Origin of the sequence: Jejudonia soesokkakensis (assembly GCF_042664795.1) — a bacterium.
GTDB lineage: Bacteria > Bacteroidota > Bacteroidia > Flavobacteriales > Flavobacteriaceae > Jejudonia > Jejudonia soesokkakensis.
In genome coordinates this window covers 116,745-133,570 of sequence record NZ_JBHTBN010000005.1, presented here as the reverse complement: position 1 = coordinate 133,570, position 16,826 = coordinate 116,745, and the positions used below count along the sequence as shown (strand labels likewise).

12 protein-coding genes are annotated in these 16,826 nt (G+C 35.1%); 6 read left to right on the top strand and 6 right to left on the bottom strand.

Annotation, left to right across the window (positions count from 1 at the left end; translation table 11 throughout):
• Window positions 1-62 precede the first annotated feature (62 nt).
• The 5 genes from ACFQO1_RS10425 to rlmB all read left to right on the top strand — a co-directional run bounded on the left by ACFQO1_RS10425 (window position 63) and on the right by rlmB (window position 9,820).
• The gene (locus ACFQO1_RS10425) at window positions 63-3,146 is read left to right on the top strand and encodes a SusC/RagA family TonB-linked outer membrane protein (protein WP_380217998.1); all 3,084 of its coding nucleotides are present in this window, start codon (window positions 63-65) and stop codon (window positions 3,144-3,146) included.
• 10 nt (window positions 3,147-3,156) lie between these two features.
• Window positions 3,157-4,485, top strand: coding sequence for a RagB/SusD family nutrient uptake outer membrane protein (locus tag ACFQO1_RS10420; RefSeq protein WP_380217997.1), 1,329 nt, complete (start codon window positions 3,157-3,159; stop codon window positions 4,483-4,485).
• Window positions 4,486-4,633: 148 nt separating this feature from the next.
• A complete protein-coding gene (locus tag ACFQO1_RS10415) occupies window positions 4,634-7,645 on the top strand; it encodes a SusC/RagA family TonB-linked outer membrane protein (protein ID WP_380217996.1) in 3,012 nt (1,003 codons plus the stop codon).
• 10 nt (window positions 7,646-7,655) lie between these two features.
• Entirely contained in the window at window positions 7,656-8,990 is a 1,335-nt protein-coding gene (locus tag ACFQO1_RS10410) for a RagB/SusD family nutrient uptake outer membrane protein (RefSeq protein ID WP_380217995.1), read from the top strand.
• Between the two features lie 89 nt (window positions 8,991-9,079).
• Window positions 9,080-9,820, top strand: coding sequence for a 23S rRNA (guanosine(2251)-2'-O)-methyltransferase RlmB (gene rlmB / locus ACFQO1_RS10405; protein ID WP_380217994.1), 741 nt, complete (start codon window positions 9,080-9,082; stop codon window positions 9,818-9,820).
• Here rlmB and ACFQO1_RS10400 read toward each other — a convergent pair whose 3' ends face one another.
• Window positions 9,821-10,603 (bottom strand): rhomboid family intramembrane serine protease, encoded by a 783-nt coding sequence (locus ACFQO1_RS10400; protein ID WP_380217993.1) that lies wholly within the window; start codon window positions 10,601-10,603, stop codon window positions 9,821-9,823. It abuts the gene before it with no gap.
• A gap of 87 nt (window positions 10,604-10,690) precedes the next feature.
• Here ACFQO1_RS10400 and ACFQO1_RS10395 point away from each other — a divergent pair, with 87 nt between their 5' ends.
• Window positions 10,691-11,977 carry a replication-associated recombination protein A gene (locus ACFQO1_RS10395; protein ID WP_380217992.1) on the top strand — a complete coding sequence of 429 codons (1,287 nt, stop codon included), beginning with the start codon at window positions 10,691-10,693 and terminating at the stop codon, window positions 11,975-11,977.
• On the opposite strand, the gene ACFQO1_RS10390 is transcribed toward ACFQO1_RS10395, so the two are convergent.
• Genes ACFQO1_RS10390 through ACFQO1_RS10370 form a run of 5 tightly spaced genes read right to left on the bottom strand, consistent with a single transcriptional unit; the run spans window position 11,974 to window position 16,824 of the window.
• Window positions 11,974-12,831: a hypothetical protein gene (locus tag ACFQO1_RS10390; RefSeq protein ID WP_380217990.1), complete on the bottom strand. Its 858-nt coding sequence runs from the start codon at window positions 12,829-12,831 to the stop codon at window positions 11,974-11,976. The genes ACFQO1_RS10395 and ACFQO1_RS10390 overlap by 4 nt on opposite strands.
• Complete coding sequence (locus ACFQO1_RS10385; RefSeq protein ID WP_380217989.1) at window positions 12,828-14,246, bottom strand: DUF5723 family protein; 1,419 nt, start codon at window positions 14,244-14,246, stop codon at window positions 12,828-12,830. The genes ACFQO1_RS10390 and ACFQO1_RS10385 overlap by 4 nt, the downstream gene beginning before the upstream one ends.
• Before the next feature lie 4 nt (window positions 14,247-14,250).
• Window positions 14,251-14,811: a hypothetical protein gene (locus tag ACFQO1_RS10380; protein WP_380217987.1), complete on the bottom strand. Its 561-nt coding sequence runs from the start codon at window positions 14,809-14,811 to the stop codon at window positions 14,251-14,253.
• Window positions 14,812-14,861: 50 nt separating this feature from the next.
• Window positions 14,862-15,539 carry a YjjG family noncanonical pyrimidine nucleotidase gene (locus tag ACFQO1_RS10375; RefSeq protein ID WP_380217985.1) on the bottom strand — a complete coding sequence of 226 codons (678 nt, stop codon included), beginning with the start codon at window positions 15,537-15,539 and terminating at the stop codon, window positions 14,862-14,864.
• Window positions 15,532-16,824, bottom strand: coding sequence for a DUF7033 domain-containing protein (locus tag ACFQO1_RS10370; protein ID WP_380217984.1), 1,293 nt, complete (start codon window positions 16,822-16,824; stop codon window positions 15,532-15,534). Before ACFQO1_RS10370 ends, ACFQO1_RS10375 begins: the two co-directional genes overlap by 8 nt.
• Between the last annotated feature and the right edge of the window lie 2 nt (window positions 16,825-16,826).

Genomic DNA, 16,826 nt, shown 5'->3' with positions numbered 1-16,826 from the left:
AAGTTGTGTAATTAACTTTTTATTGTGACTTTTGGCACTGGCTAATTCAAATAATTTATAAAATGAAAACAAAGTTTAGTGGAATTTTAACGCTTTTATTGGCGTTAGTTGTGCAACTATCGTTCGCACAACTAAAAACAATTACAGGTACAGTATCTGATGATGCTGGTTTGCCTTTACCAGGTGCCAATGTAATTATTAAAGGGACGAGTACAGGAACTCAAACAGATTTTGATGGTAATTACACCATCAATGCTACTGTAGGTCAGGTTTTGACTTATAGTTATGTTGGTTTTGAAACTCAGGAAGTAACAGTTGGCACTGCCAACACAATCAATGTCGCGATGGCTGCAGGTAACGCTCTTGACGAGGTAGTAATTACCACTTATGGTAATACGACTCAAAGAGATTTAGCTATAAACATCTCGAAAGCAGACATTGAAACTGTTCAAAGCATTACTACTTCTAACGTAGCAAATGCACTTCAAGGTACAGTTTCTGGCGCGCAAGTAAGTAGTACTTCTGGTGCTCCAGGTGGGGAGGTATCTATCCGTATACGTGGTGCATCTACGATTAACGGTAATAGTAACCCGCTGTTTGTTATTGATGGTATTCCTATGTTTACAGGTACGACTGTTTCTAATAACTTTGGTGGACAACAAAACAGTGCATTATCTAACTTGAACCAAGATGACATCGAGAGCATTGAAATTCTTAAAGATGCAGCTGCAACAGCCGTGTATGGACAAAGAGGTTCAAATGGTGTTGTTTTAATTACCACCAAAAAAGGTAAAGCTGGTAAGTTTAAGATCAATGTAAACAGTGTTGTTGGATTCCAAAATCCAATTAACAAGTTTGAGATCATGAACTACGGAGAGTGGTTAAAGTTCCGTGATACTGCTGCAGAAAATGCAGGATCACAATCTGGATCATTTTCTTCTGGAGATACTGGAAATCCACAATTAGTAGGTGCAGATCAAGCAACTTTGGATGCTTTCTACCTTACACAAGCTGAAGTAGGTGACAACTATCTTGAAGAAGTATATGTTGACAATGCTATTACACACAACACTAACTTTAGTGTTTCTGGAGGTAAAGAAGATTCTAACTTTTTCTTAAGTGCATCTCGTTTCTTCCAAGAAGGAACTGTACTAAGTCAAGATTTTGATCGTAAGAGTGTTCGTTTAAACGTTACACAAGGTATCAACGATGACTTAAAGTTTGTTGGTGGTATCTCTCTTACAGACGAATTTATCAATCAGATCGTAAATGACAATAACATTTTTGGTGTACTTTCTACAGGTATTCTAGAAAGACCAGGTTTATCTTTAAGAGATGAAAATGGTGATTTCACACCATTTACAGAATTTACATTTTCTAACCCGTTACAAAACGCTTTAGAGGATTTAGGTCAAGGTAGTACTTTTAGAGTATTAGCGAATGGTGCTTTAACTTATGATATCAACGATGATTTTTCTACTGAAACAAAGTTTGGTCTTGACCAGTCTGAGTATAGAGAAAGAATTTACAATCCAGTAACAACTGCACAAGGTAACTTTGGAGTTGAAAATGGTTTTGGACAAGAATTTCATACTTCTAGAAGAATCTATCAAATAAGACAATCATTTAACTACAACAAGAATTTCTTAGATAACGATATTAAGTTAAGAGCTTATTTAGGAGGTGAATTTGAAAGAGGAACAACCAGAACTACTGGAGGAAATGCACAAAATTTCCCAAGTCCTGAATTACAGTATATCTCTGAAGCAACTGAGCCATTAGCTACATTTGGATCTTTCTCTGAAGAGGAGCGTTTATCTGCAATTTCAAGATTAGGTTTTACTTTCTGGAACAAATTAATTTTAGAAGGTTCTGTTCGTCTTGATGCTTCTTCTAAGTTTAGAAAAGATGATAGATTAGGTTATTTCCCTGGTGTGTCTTTCGCATATATCTTATCTGAAGAAGGATTTTTTGAAAACAATTTTATTGATTACTTAAAGATTAGAGGATCTTGGGGTATTACAGGTAATGACTCTCCATTTGGAAGGTATAACGCACCTGTAACAGGAACTTCTCAATACGCAGATAGCAACTCAACGTTCTTAACGTTAGGTGCAGAGACTGCACGTTGGGAAGAAACAGAGCAGTATGATGTTGGTTTCAACGCTAAATTTCTTGATAACAGAATTGATTTAAATTATTCTTACTATATCAAGCAAACATTTGACAATTCACTTGTATTACCAGTACCATTACCATTAAACCAAGCTGGATTTACTGTTAGTCAGAATGTTGCAGCAATTGAAAACATAGGACATGAAATTGATCTTGGTCTTAGAGTTATCGACAATGATAATTTAACATGGTCTAACAACTTTAACTTTAGTACGCTTGAAAACACGGTAACTTTCTTACCAAAAGATGCTGAAGGTAACACAAGCCCTATTAACACTGGTTTCGTAAACCGTGTGGAAGAAGGTGAAACGTTAGGATATTTCTACGTTCTTGAAGCAGATGGATTATACCAAACTGATGCTGAAGTACCTGCTTTTCTTGCTGTAGATGGTGTAGGAGCTGGTGATGTTCGTTACATTGACCAAAACGGTGACGGAGTTCTTAATGACGATGACTTTATCAATGGAGGTGACCCATGGGCAGATTATACGCTTAACTGGAGAAGTAACTTAAACTACAAGAATATCGATTTAAGTTTCTTATGGGCTTTATCTGAAGGTAATGATGTATATAATAACAACATTGCTTTTGCAGGAACAGCTGCTAACGGTGTATTCAATAAGTTTAAAAATCAATTAGACTGGTGGACACCAACAAATACAGATACAAATATTCCTCGTCCAAACAACCAAACTAGAGCGTATAACAACCAAGACTCTACTAGATTTGTAGAAGATGGATCTTATATAAAGCTTAGAAATATAACTTTAGGATATACATTACCTAAAATCAATGGTTTTGACCAGATTAGATTTTATGTATCTGCAGACAACTTAGTGTTGATTACTGATTATTCAGGTACAGATCCAGAAGTTAACGTATTTGGTAACTCGAATGTATCTAGAGGAACAGACTTTTTAACTCAAGGTAACACCGAAGTATGGAAATTCGGAGTTAACTTATCATTCTAAAAAAAAAATCATGAAAAATAACATAATAAAAATAGCAATTGTTTGTGTTTCTATCCTATTTGTTGGATGTGAAGACAGACTAAATTTAACAGACCCTTCTGTTTTAGGTCTAAATCAATTTATTGTTGATGAAGAAACAGCAGAATTAGCATTATTCGGAATGTACGACAACCTGCAAAGCAGATATGTTGCAGGAGCAGAACCAAAAATGGTACAAGGATTGTATGCAGACGAACTTGAGCATCCTGGATCATTCCCTCACTTAGATGAAGCATTGTTCAATAATTTCTTGACAAACAATTTTGCAATGACTAATATTATGGCAAGTCATTACAATGCCATAAATTCATCTGTAGAAATAGCTCGTTTAACTGAAGATCTTGAAGATAATGTAATTTCTCCAAGTAGAAGATCTGAAATTGTTGCAGAAGCACATGCAGTTAGAGCGTTTGCATATTTTCAAATGGTTAAAACGTATGGAGGATTACCAATCCCGACGGGTACTGTGCCATTAGATGGTCCAGAAGCTGGAAATGTTCCTAGATCTTCTGAAAGTGAAGTTTATGAGTATATCTTGAATGAAATCAATTTAGCTCAAGGTAAACTAGCTTCTAATAATCCAGTAACACAAATGACTGAAAACGCACTTACTTTATTGAAAGCTGATGTATACATGTTTAGAGGTCAATATGACTTGGCTGAACCATTATTAGCTTCATTAGTTGGTGATTATTCTATCACTGGTACGTATGAGGAATTGTGGGATGGAAGTTCAAATTCATCTGCAATTTTCAGAGTTGCCTATAACGCAGTTGATGCAAACGGATTAAGTGCTTTCTTTACCCCTACAGGTCGTAGAGAGGTTTCTCCTTCTCAAAAATTAGTTGATGCTTTTGAGCCTGGAGACACTAGAATAAACTTAATCGTTAATCCTTCAAATCCTTTAACAAATTTCATTAACAAGTATCAGAGTACTTTCTTTCAACCTTACATTTACAGATATGCTGATGTATTGTTGATGTATGGTGAAGTATTAGCTAGAAGAAATGCTCCTAACGCAGCATCTGTTGTAGATCCAGTAAGAACAAGAGCTGGTCTTGGTACTATTGCTCCTTTAAATTCATCTAATGTAGTTTCAAAAATTGCTCAAGAGCGTTTTGTTGAATTCTACGGTGAAGGTAGAAGATGGCAAGATGTAAAGAGATTAGGTCTAGCTCAGCAGGTAATTACCAGCAAAGGACTTAACTTTACTGCAAGACAATTATTATGGCCAATACCTCAGAATGAGATTGACCGTAATGCATCATTGTCTCAAGCAGATCAAAATCCTGGATACTAAGTAAACCAAGTATTCATATCATTTAAAAATCCCGCCAATTGGCGGGATTTTTTTTGTTTTAAGTTGTTTTCATAACGATTTGTTAACAAAAGTTGTTTTATTAACATTTAATTAGCATTTTTACAATTAACAATAAAACAACCAACATATGAAAACAAAACTACTCTTGTTCTGTTTCATTTTATTCTGTGCTATAGTCCAAGCTCAGATCAAAACGATTTCAGGAACAGTCTCAGACAATAATGGAACGCCTTTACCTGGTGTAAATATTGTCGTAAAAGGTACCAGTAATGGAACTCAATCAAACATTGACGGCCAATACTCTCTATCAGCATCGATTGGTCAAACTTTAGTATTTACTTACTTGGGATTTGTTCCACAGGAAGTTAGAGTCACAGAAACTTCAAATTCTATAAATGTAACTATGGTAGAAGATGCTGCACAGCTTGAAGAAGTGGTAGTTGTAGGATATGGAACAACGACAAAAAGAAAATTGACTGATGCTATTTCATCTGTTGATGCAGAGGATATAAAAGAAGTTCCAAATGCAAATTTTCAGAATGCATTAGTAGGTAAACTCTCTGGTGTACAAATTCAGCAAACTAATGGTAAAGCTGAAGGTAGTGTTAATTTTACTATTCGTGGAATTTCTAGTATTAATGGAACCCAAGAACCTCTCTTTGTAGTAGACGGTGTTCCTGTTCTTAATAATCAAGAATCTGGTACTGGGGCTCCTACGAATCCTTTAATAAATCTTAATGCAAATAATATTGAGTCTATCGAAATATTAAAAGATGCTTCATCTGCTGCTATATACGGTTCGAGAGGTACTAATGGTGTGGTGATTATTACTACGAAAAAGGGAAAGTCTGGAAAGTTGAAAGTTAATTTTAATTCTTCTTATGGACGTAGTGAAGCCACTAATAAAAGAGAGTTTTTAAACGCAGAGCAATATGTAGAATTATTTACAGAATCTAGATTAAATTCTGGTGTCGCTCAAACTTCGATAGACAATCAATTAGATGCATTAGCTACAGACTCTAATGGTTTTACTAATGACTGGAGAAATGCTGAAGTCGATACAAATTGGACAGATTTGGCCTTAGTTAAAGGTAGCATACTTGAGAATAACGTTTCAGTATCTGGAGGTGATGAGAATTCTACCTTTTACATGTCATTAGGAAGTAATCTAACAGAAGGCATTGTTCGTGGAAACACCCTTGAACGTTATAATTTTCGTATAAATGCAGATAGAAGTGTCTCAGAAAAATTTAAAGCAGGAGCTAACCTAAGAATTGGAAAAAGTGAAATCGACAGAATTGCTTCAGACAACCTCTTTGTGACACCCCTTCAAGCAATAGCTCAAGTTCCTATTTCAAGTCCATTTAATCAAGACGGAACTATAAATAGCAATACATTATATCCTAATTTTTTATTAGAAGATAAATTTGCCTTTTATAAAACAAATATTTGGAATTTTGGAGGAAGTGCTTTTGCACAATACAATATCCTACCTAGTCTCTCATTTAGGAGCGAATTAGGGTATGAACACTTTAACCAGTTGGAAGAAGAATTTAGAGGGCCAGAAACTGACTTTCAAGGAGCAGACAATGGACAAGCATCCAACAGAACTATTATTAATGATTTTTACACGTCAAATAATTTCTTAACGTTTGATACTTCAATAAACAATTCTCATAACATCAATTTAATTGGAGGTATGAGTTATGAATACAGTCAAAGAAAAGCCAGTTTAATTACAGGAATCGATTTTGCAAATCCACTAATTACTACTTTAGCAGGAGCTGCAACTATAGATGGTGGTACGAGTACTGCAACACAACGTAACCTTGTGTCTTTCTTTACTAGATTCAGTTATGATTACCAAGGAAAATACTTATTGAAGGCCTCAATGAGGGCTGATGGCTCTTCTAGATTTGGCCCAAATAACAGATACGGTTATTTCCCGGCTGCCTCTATTGGATGGGTACTTTCACGTGAGTCATTCTTAGAAAATTCTGAGACATTATCAAACTTGAAGTTAAGGGCAAGTTATGGACAGACTGGTAATCAGCCGTTAGGAAATTTTGACTATGTAAATTCAGTGAGCATTGGTGCCTATGGAGGAATTCCATCATTAACACTAGCTGGTGCAGGTGATCCTGAACTAAAATGGGAGATTACAACACAATATGATATTGGATTAGAGTTTGGTCTATTTAAAAATAGAATTTTTGGAGAGATAGACTACTATGTAAAAGATACAGAAGATTTACTTCTTGATGCAGCTATTCCTGGTACTATTGGTATCGATGGTTCTTCTATTTTTACCAATATTGGTCGAGTAGAAAATAAAGGAATTGAATTTTCTTTAACGTCTCGAAATATACGATCTAAACATTTCAATTGGTCAACGAACTTTAATATCTCTCACAATAAAAATGAAGTAATTTCACTTTCTGACGGACAAGAAGAAAATATTATTGGAGATCAAATTATTAGAGTTGGAGAGTCACTAGCAAGTTTTTATTTAGTTGAATTTGCAGGTGTAGACCCTGCAAATGGTGATGCATTATATTTTCTTAATACTGAGCTTCCAGATGGATCACTTGACAGAAATACTACTAACAATTTTAATGATGCTGAGCAGGTAGTTTTAGGAAGTCCTTATCCAGATATTATTACAGGGCTTACAAATACATTAAACTATAAAAATTTAGACCTTAGCTTTACATTTCAGGGTCAGTTTGGTGCAAGTATTTATAATTCTGCAGGACGTTTTCAAGAAAATGGTTTTGTATTTGAAGATAACCCTAGCATAAGTCAATTAGATAGATGGCAACAACCTGGTGACATTACAAATGTACCACAATTACGAAGTGATGGAAGTAACTTGGGAGGTCAAAGTTCAAGGTATTTACAAGATTCAGATTTTGTTAGACTCCGTAACATCACTTTAGGTTATAATTTTGTTGATTTAGGCCCTTTCGACTCACTCAGAGTATATGCAACCGGTCTTAACTTACTAACCTTCACAGACTATGATGGCTATGACCCTGAAGCAACTCGGGATGATGCTGGTACACTAAATAGAGGTACAGAATTTTATTCTGCACCTCCTGCCAAAACATACACCATAGGAATTAATGTGCAATTTTAAAAAAAATATCATGAAAAATTATATATATAAAATAGCATTCGTATCGGTTTTTGCATTTTTTTTATCTTGCTCCGTTGACGAATTTGTGCCAGAAAACAGTTTAACTGTAGAATTGATCGTAAATTCAGAAGATGATATTACAAATTTAATGATAGGAACCTATGCAGTTGCTGGTGGCGCAGGATCGTATGGTGGTCAAGCATATATTATTTCTGAATTAGTTGGAAATACAAATGATGTAATCTGGGATGGTACTTTCATTGATCCAGATGAATTAATTCGAAAAACTATCATACCCTCAAATGGTTTTGTAACGGCATTGTTTAATAGAAATTATAGAGTTGTAAATCACAGTAATGTAATTTTAGAAAATCTTGGGGTTATTGAATCAAGTGATGAAAAAAGAAGAAGAATAGAAGGTGAGGCAAAATTTATGAGAGCTTTGGCATATTTTGATCTTGTTCGTTTTTATGCAAAACAAGGTGATGGAACTCAAATTGGAGTATCACTAAAATTAGAATCCTCAATTCAAAGTATTGATCCAATTGCAAGAAGTAGTGCTGGTGAAGTATATACTCAAGTTATTACTGATTTAACAGATGCAATTGCTTTATTACCTGCCTCAAATGGCTTTTTTGCAGATAAAGCTGCTGCACAAGGATTATTGGCTCGCGTATATCTTCAACAAGGCAATTATGCCGGCGCTAGAGATATGTCAAATACAGTAATTGGTACTAGCGGTCATTCATTAACTGCCAATTATGAGGACGCTTTTAATAATGATAGCAACTCCAGTGAAGATGTTTTCTCATTTCAAGTAACGTTGACCGAAGGTACAAATATCATGAACACATTTTGGGCAACCTCAGCATTTGGAGGCAGAAGTGGTAATCCAGATATTGAGATTACCAACCAATTTGTTTCTTCTTTTCCAACTGGAGACGTTAGGGGAAGCTTCTTTTATACAAGTGGCTCTAGTGGTACTGCAACTACAAAATGGCAAGTAGAAGATACTAATGTTCCTTTTATGCGTTTAGCTGAAATGTATCTTATTAGAGCAGAAAGTAACTTAAGACTCAATACAGCAATTGGTGACACCCCTATCAATGATTTAAATAGACTTAGAGATAGAGCTATGGCACCTTTACTGGGATCAGTGTCGTTAAGCAATGTATTTCCAGAACGTCGCTTTGAATTAGCGTTTGAGGGCCATTTGCTTCACGATATTAAACGTTTGGGTTTAATGGCTGGAAATTTGTCCGCAAATAGTAATCTAATAGTTTTACCCATACCACAGGATGAAATTAATACCAATCCACTAACAACTCAAAACCCTGGTTACTAGTTTCTATTTTACGAACGAATATTAAAATAAGGTCGCGCAAGTCGCGGCCTTATTAATTTATGTAGCTTTGCAAATAATTAAAACATACAATGAGTAAAAAAGAAAGTACAATTTTTGGCATCTATCCCGTAAAAGAGGCTATTAAAGCAAATGTAACCTTTGATAAGGTATTTATTCAAAAGGATCTGGCAAGCGATAAACTGGAGGCAATAGAAAAAGAACTTGAAACTGAAAATATATCTGTCTCGCATGTACCGATAGAAAAATTAAATAGACTTACCAAAGGGAATCATCAAGGAATTGTAGCGATTACCTCTCCAATTACTTTTAAAACCATTGAAGAAGTCGTTGAAGAATCTTTAGAGAAGAAAACTCCTTCTTTGTTTATTATCCTAGATCAGATAAGTGATGTGCGTAATTTTGGTGCAATTATAAGAACCGCAGAATGTACTGGTGTAGACGCTATAATTGTTCAAAAAAAAGGAGGTGCTCCTGTAAGCGGTGACACCGTAAAAACATCTGCTGGTGCAATTTTTAATGTCCCAATCTGCAAGGTAGATCATATTAAAGATGCCATTTTTTACTTACAAGCTTCTAATATTATCACGATAGCTGCTTCTGAAAAAACAAAACAAACCATTTATAATACAGATCTTACAAGACCTATGGCAATTATTATGGGGTCTGAAGGTAAGGGTGTTTCAAAATCTGTCTTACATTTAGTAGATGAACAAGCAGCATTACCTCTATTAGGAGAAATAAATTCATTAAATGTTTCTGTAGCCTGTGGTGCCATACTTTATGAAACAGTACGACAAAGAAACCTATAATTATTCATTTTTTTCTTCTGAAGCAGATTCCTTTTTGAGCGTATAAATTATTTTTACTGAAGATGCTTCGGGTGGAGATTTTACAATCTCTATAGTTTCAGTGTCAATATAGTCCTCCTTAGGTTTTTCAATAAAATTTCCATTTTCATCAAATTGTTGCAAAAATGGATCGTCATCTGGATTATAATCCTCTCGCTCCCAAGCAAACTTTTTATTTTCTATCGTATTTTTCTTAAATAATAATGCTAACACTGTTCCCACAATAAAACCAGAGAGATGTCCTTCCCAGGATATTTGTTCATCAACAGGAAAAAGATACCAAACCAAGCTTCCGTAGAGAAATACAACTATAAGTGACAAAGCTGTGAGCTGAAATTGCTTAGATAAGATCCCTTTAAAAAATAAAAACGATACTAACATATATACAACTCCACTTGCACCAATATGGTAGGCAGGACGTCCTAAAAACCAAGTTAAGACTCCTGTGATTAAAGTACCAAAGAGTAATACCTTCCATTTTACGTTACTATAAAAATAAAATAGCGCAGTAGTAAGAACCAGAAGAGGTACAGAATTGTTAAACAAGTGTTTCAAACTACTATGAATAAAAGGAGAAAATAAGACACCACGCAATCCTTCCAGTTTTTGCGGATATACACCATAGCGGTTAAGATTTACGCCAAAACGAGTTTCAGCCCAAAATACCAACCACATACTAAAAACTAGTACTAGCGGATAAACAAGTACCGATAGTGAAAATTGAAGCCCTTTTTCTTCTGACATACTGTTTGGATTTCAAAAAGTAAACCAAGGATAAAAGTATGATAAATTGGCAGACGCATAAAGTACTATTTTGTAATTTTACACGGTATGAATACTCCACTTGCCGAAAGAATTCGCCCCAAAAGTCTTGATGATTACTTAAGTCAGCAACACCTCATTGGTGAGCAGGGAGCCTTGACAGCACAATTAAAGTCTGGAGTTTTATCATCACTTATCTTATGGGGACCTCCCGGGACTGGAAAAACAACATTGGCAACCATAATCGCGAACGAATCTGGCAGACCATTTTATACCCTAAGCGCTGTAGATAGTGGCGTAGCAGCAGTACGTCAGGTGATTGAACAAGCTAAAAAAAGTGATTCATTATTTACATCTAAAAATCCAATTCTTTTTATAGATGAAATTCACAGGTTTAGTAAATCGCAACAAGATTCGTTACTAGGTGCTGTAGAAAAAGGATGGGTTACATTAATAGGGGCAACTACAGAAAATCCAAGTTTTGAAGTGATACCTGCCCTTCTGTCTCGGTGCCAATTATATATTTTAAAACCCTTTAGCAGAAAAGATCTTGAAGCATTGCTACAAAGAGCCTTAAAAAATGATTCCGTTTTAAGCACTAAAAATGTGACCTTAAAAGAAACTGAAGCCATCATAAGACTTTCTGGCGGTGATGCCAGAAAATTGCTCAATATTCTTGAACTGGTAGTACTTTCTGAAAATGCTTCGGAAGGAGAAAACATTACCATAACGAACGAAATGGTACAACAAAAGGTTCAGAAAAATACCGTGCTATACGATAAAACCGGAGAGCAACACTATGATATTGTTTCAGCATTTATTAAATCGATTCGCGGGAGTGATCCTAATGCTGCGGTATATTGGCTTGCCAGAATGATCGAAGGAGGAGAAGAGTTAAAATTTATCGCAAGAAGGTTGGTTATTTTAGCTTCCGAAGATATAGGAATGGCAAATCCAACGGCTTTGGTGTTAGCCAATACCACCTTTCAGAGTGTGACCTCCATCGGTTATCCTGAAGCAAGAATTATCTTAAGTCAGTGTACCATTTATCTAGCAACCTCTCCAAAGAGTAATGCCTCTTATATAGCGATAAATAAAGCGCAAAAGCTTGTAAAACAAACCGGCGACTTATCGGTTCCCCTATCCATTAGAAATGCTCCTACAAAGCTTATGAAAGAACTTGGTTATGGAAAAGAATACGAATATGCGCATGATTATGAAGGCAATTTTGTAGCACATGAGTTTTTACCTGAAGAAATTCGAGGCACTTCTTTATACGTACCTGGCAACAATGCTAGAGAAAGTACTCTAAAAAAACACCTTCAATCACTCTGGCAGGAAAAATATAAATTTTAATTTACGGGCTTATATACAAAGGATGATCCGTCTTGAATAATGACAAAATTTTTTTCATTGTCAAAATAAGCTTCTTTTTTATTATCTGAAGAATCTATAAAAGTAAGAATGTTATCTTCGACAGTTATCGTGCCTAATAGCAGTAAACCATCCCCTGTTCCAGAAGTTTCTTCATACAGTGAATATCCTTTGGTAGTTTTCCTAAGTAAAAATGTTTTGTTATTGTGTGTATAGCTTGAAAACTTGGCGATAGGCATTACATTAGTTTCTGTAATTATTGGCGTTGCATCAATAGTTAAAGTAGTTGGCTCATCATTTTCTAGTTTATCAGTCATTTTAACTTCAGCTTTAATAACTTCTGAAGTTTCATCTTTTTTCAAATCAGATGCATTTAAATCAACATTCGCAGCGTCTTTTTCATTTTTTTGCAAAATAGTTTGAGCTGAAGCACCTTCGTCTTCCATAACTCTAAAAATATCTCGCAATGCATCTTGATAAGTTAACCTCCATTCTTTTTCATAGCTCTTACCAATTTCAGAAATATACACCTCATTATTGTTACAATCTGTAAGTCTTAAATAAAGCTTCGTAACTAAAAGATGTTTTACTCTCAAGACATCTGCTGTCAAGATTTCGCAACGGTTAGCTGAAGGTAATTCATTATCTAAATAAGCAGAAAACCCCATCTTATTAAGATAGAATTTTGTCATAGAATTAAGTTGATACTGGTCAACACTTTTTAAAAATTCATATTGCTGAGGAACTGATATATATTTAATAGCTATATCAGATCTTTGTGCGAACACCTGAGAAACCATTAAAAAACTACAAAAAAGAAGTACTAACCTTTTCATTCCCTATCTATTTTAATATTTAATCCTAGTTGTAAAGATAAGCTATTTGCTTTTGCTAGATTTTCATAGCGCAACAAGTTATCTGCGGCAATATAAAAATTTACTTTTCCTATATCAGCAACCATACCAAATCCTATATTATCTTTTGAATAGGAATCGATAGTATAAGTTGCCTTTGCAGAGAGAAAATTCCATAACCGTCTGTAATAAAAAAGTGTGCCTGCCATTTGAATTCCTTTAGGTCTTTGGATACTATAAAATTGAAGCCCAACCGCCTGGTTTCTTTGAATCCCAGCTCCCATATTCAAACAATCGCATTCACCACTACTTCCAATAGCCTTTCCGAAGCTATATCGTAAGCCCGCATTCACTTTTAGAGGCCGCAACTGCGTGTACTTTGTGTTTAAAGTATCTACTGGAATTTGCTCTTCAAACTCGTCTTCCAAATTCTGATAATATGGAAAAGTTGCTTCTCCATCTCCTAATGGAGGAAAAATAAGTTCTATGCCAACTAAGGTATACTCTCCTTTAACATTGTAGCTTTCTATATCTTTACTGTGAAAAATGGCGCCAAAATCCAATATACTCGCTGTAGCTGTAATCCTATCTGACACTTCATAGGTCGCTCCAAGGTCTACTCCTACTCCAATATTTCCTCCAAACAACGCGCGACCCAGTATCTCACTTACCACTTGAGAGGAGCCGTCCATCTCTCGAAGAGATGCATATCCAGAAGTTTGAATACTTGCATCCAATCCCTGAAGGGTATGCTCATAAATATTATTACTGTCGGGATTGCCTTCAGTTGTAATAAAAGTTCCTTTATTATCTGTGCTTTTAAAACTTAACATGCTCGAATATAATTTTGCCCGTAGTCCAACCGTTAGTTTCTTCGAAATTTCCTTACTGGCTCCAAAATGATACACAGTGAGTAAATCACCCGTTGTCTTTAACTCCCCAAGGTCAAATGGATCACCAATGTAATCTGCATTTCCTTCATAAGCTAAAATGGCAAGATCTCTGGGATAATATAGTATAAAGTCAAATTCTTCATAAATGCCTCCAGAAAAATATATGTCCTTTTTTGATCGCCAGCCAAAGTTAATGATCTCCAGTTGTTGAGTGGCAGAAAAGAAGTCTGTATTCTCCAGTGTGAAAACAGCACGTCTAATCTTATCATTTATATTTTCTCCTGTAGCACCAAATATGTCAAATACAGTAACTCCTGTGACTCCTGCATTTAGGTGAAATTGTGAGAATAAGGGAATCCCAAAATGAGCTTTTTGGGAAACCTTTCCTCCAGGATTAAGCAATAGCGATTGCGGAATTTCTTCAAGCCCGTACAGCACTTGTTTGTTTTGTGCCATAGCAGAAGAAAGGCCAAAGACCAAAATGAAAAGCAAAATATATTTCATAGTATTAATCTTGCCCTTGGTCTATTTCTAAAAAATAAGTTGCCTTGGATTGCAGATCAAGATTTCCTTGAAGTGTCGCATTAGAAGATGGAATGTCTACTGTTACTATTACTTTATTTGCCATGGTGAGTTGTTCCAAATCTGTACCTTCCACTCTATCTTCAAAGATTGTAACAACTGGACTTTGTTCAGAACCTTGATTTACCTGTGTCCCCGAAAAATAAGTTTCTTCATTAAATTCATTTAAAAACTGAAACCCTACCGTAAAATCTCTGGGAATACTATTTGTAAACTCGAAATAGAAATCGGCTCGAACAAGATTATCCTGTGTTGCTGTGTCGTCAAGAAAGCGAATTTCTGTTGTGTCTCGCAGCGTCAAACGTTCGGTCATCGTGTTTTCGTCATAAAAATCACTTGCGGTAAGATTAAAGTATATAAGGTCCAGCTCTACAACTGGAGTAAGTACAATATCATCTGTTTGATTAAAATCTGTGTCTTTGACGCAAGAGGCTGCTATTAAAAATGGAAAGACACCCAAAAATGGGAGCAATAGGTTCTTTTTCATTACGTTGGGGATATCTTTTATAGTAACGAACCCATACCGCTAATTATTATTTAAAGATGTCTTTTAATTTCAAGTAAGGAATTGACCACGCAATATGTCTCTGGTAGCGTTTCTTTTCTGTAATTATAAAAAATAGTTTGCATACCTATTGCTTCTGCACCCAGGATATCTGCTTCAAATGTATCCCCTATCATGACACTTTCGTGAGAAAGGGCAGCTGCTTTTTCTAATGCCCGTTGAAATACTTTTGGGTTTGGCTTTTTTACTCCAACCTCTTCGGAAGTAGTTACTGTTTCAAAAAAATGATCGATTTTACTATTTTTTAGCTTTAGGTGCTGTACTTCTTCAAAACCATTGGTAATAATATGAAGGGTATACTTTTCTGAAAGATACTGAAGCACTTCTACTGTTCCACTAAAAAGATGATTGTCAAAAGGTAGTTCTTCTATATAACTATGTGCTAATACATCGATCATTTCAAGCGAATACTCTTTATTAAACATCTTAAATGTATCGGTAAGTCTCCCCCGGCGTAGTTGTTCCTTTGTAACACGTTCTTCTCTAAACTCTTTCCAGTAACTGAAATTTATAGGCTCGTATGCTTCCAAAAACTTTTCAATTTCGAGTTCAATATGATGCTTTAAAAAAACCCGTTTAAAGGCCAGTGCAGAATTTCTATCAAAATCCCATAAGGTATGATCCAGATCAAAAAAAATATGTTTAATCATTTTGATGTAATGTTGAGGATAATAAGGTTCTCCATACCCTGTTTTTGAGTTTTAGTGAAAAATCTGTATTCTTAAAGATCATTGAAAAAGTACCATTTACAGAAGTAACATCGTGGAGCATTCTATCTAATAATACTCTTCTCTCAGCATCTTTTAAAGGAAACAAAGATTCTGCAGTAAGCGCTACAGGATGTATGATAAGAGGTGTTTTGATTTCAAAATCAAGATCATAAAATAAAAAAGGAGTACAGGTACCTGCTCTAAAACCTGGTGTGTTTTGGTATACCATTGTATGGTCGTGGCCTACTTCCAACTCTACAAGATTGCGGTAAATATTAGGTAGATCTACTAAAAAATTAGTGTTTATAGACCCTTGTAAATCTCTATTTGTAATCTCCTCAATTCGTTGTTTTTCAAATTTAAGCAAGTCGTATTCTTGGAGTGCTTGTTGTGAAAAGATAAGTCCTACTTGTTTATAATCGCCTATATGTTTTATTAGTAATTTAAATTGCTCTCTCCGAGTATTGATACTCTCTTCAAATCGTGTCGCTTCTCCTAATAGAAAAAATGCCGTAAGTTTTGCAGTGCTTTTTTTTGTGGTCTCTATAAGCCATTCGTAAATTTCAAAAGGATCTTTACTTACTTTCAAAATAACATTCGTTCTTTTAAAAAGTCGTAAGAACTTCAGTTGAATGAGATCGCTTCCGTACCCAACCATAGATCTAAAAAAACCTTTTTGTTTAAAAGCGTACGGCTCTTGAATGAGCACTAAATTATGAATGGTCATTTTTTTCTTCGGAAAGTTGAGCTCTTCAAATGAATCTAGAAGTAAGCTTTTAAACTTATAGGCCCATACGTCTATGATAGGCTGTGTTAAAAAATTATTTTTTAGCCCTAGACTCTCTGAAGCAGGATATCTTCCAAACTCATCTTTTACATGGGGTAAATATTCTTCATAACGAGTTAACAAGTAAAAGGCTGCAGAAAAAATATCAAAAGGAATCATACTTCTTTCCGAAGTTGCAAAAAAACATTTAGTTTCTTCCCAGTCTTTAACAACTATATCAATACTTTCAATTCCCTGCTGAGTTAAAAGCCCGTGACTTTGCACAAAAAACTCGTTTCCCATGGGCTGTTTTCCATATGAAAGTTTAGGCCCAGCATGCGCAATAAACTCTTCAATAACCGAAGTAAAGGTCACTTCAATCCCTAAAATCCTGGTACAGATATGCTTAAAAACATATGGTATTCTGGGAGTTATTTTTTGAGTAAAAACTAATAGCATGC

Excerpts from the sequence above, each read along its gene's own strand:
- ACFQO1_RS10390 (WP_380217990.1), bottom strand. The coding sequence starts at position 12,831 with ATGAAAAGGTTAGTACTTCTTTTTTGTAGTTTTTTAATGGTTTCTCAG.
- ACFQO1_RS10400 (WP_380217993.1), bottom strand. The coding sequence starts at position 10,603 with ATGTCAGAAGAAAAAGGGCTTCAATTTTCACTATCGGTACTTGTTTAT.
- ACFQO1_RS10420 (WP_380217997.1), top strand. The coding sequence starts at position 3,157 with ATGAAAAATAACATAATAAAAATAGCAATTGTTTGTGTTTCTATCCTA.
- ACFQO1_RS10410 (WP_380217995.1), top strand. The coding sequence starts at position 7,656 with ATGAAAAATTATATATATAAAATAGCATTCGTATCGGTTTTTGCATTT.
- ACFQO1_RS10415 (WP_380217996.1), top strand. The coding sequence starts at position 4,634 with ATGAAAACAAAACTACTCTTGTTCTGTTTCATTTTATTCTGTGCTATA.
- ACFQO1_RS10370 (WP_380217984.1), bottom strand. The coding sequence starts at position 16,824 with ATGCTATTAGTTTTTACTCAAAAAATAACTCCCAGAATACCATATGTT.
- ACFQO1_RS10425 (WP_380217998.1), top strand. The coding sequence starts at position 63 with ATGAAAACAAAGTTTAGTGGAATTTTAACGCTTTTATTGGCGTTAGTT.
- ACFQO1_RS10385 (WP_380217989.1), bottom strand. The coding sequence starts at position 14,246 with ATGAAATATATTTTGCTTTTCATTTTGGTCTTTGGCCTTTCTTCTGCT.
- ACFQO1_RS10380 (WP_380217987.1), bottom strand. The coding sequence starts at position 14,811 with ATGAAAAAGAACCTATTGCTCCCATTTTTGGGTGTCTTTCCATTTTTA.
- rlmB (WP_380217994.1), top strand. The coding sequence starts at position 9,080 with ATGAGTAAAAAAGAAAGTACAATTTTTGGCATCTATCCCGTAAAAGAG.
- ACFQO1_RS10395 (WP_380217992.1), top strand. The coding sequence starts at position 10,691 with ATGAATACTCCACTTGCCGAAAGAATTCGCCCCAAAAGTCTTGATGAT.
- ACFQO1_RS10375 (WP_380217985.1), bottom strand. The coding sequence starts at position 15,539 with ATGATTAAACATATTTTTTTTGATCTGGATCATACCTTATGGGATTTT.